General features: G+C 40.4%; 1 pseudogene. It reads right to left on the bottom strand.

Annotation, left to right across the window (positions count from 1 at the left end):
* Positions 1-203: pseudogene (locus AC1M9D_RS14245) on the bottom strand (IS1 family transposase); the annotation flags it as partial.

Raw genomic sequence — 203 nt, forward strand, 5'->3', positions numbered from 1 at the left:
CTTATTCCCTACAAAAGTCCAAAGTTCATCGACTTCAAGACATTCGTAGTGGCTTTGTTTAGGCTGAATCTGATAGATCGATTCACTTAAGGTTCGTAATACCTTGCCAATGCTGATACGCTCGACTTCAGCAATATCTCTTACACCGCTTCCTCTGACCATTAAATGTAATATCTTGCCGGTAATACCTGAATTACACCCTT

The sequence above is a fragment of the Acinetobacter sp. ANC_7682 genome (assembly GCF_056779795.1).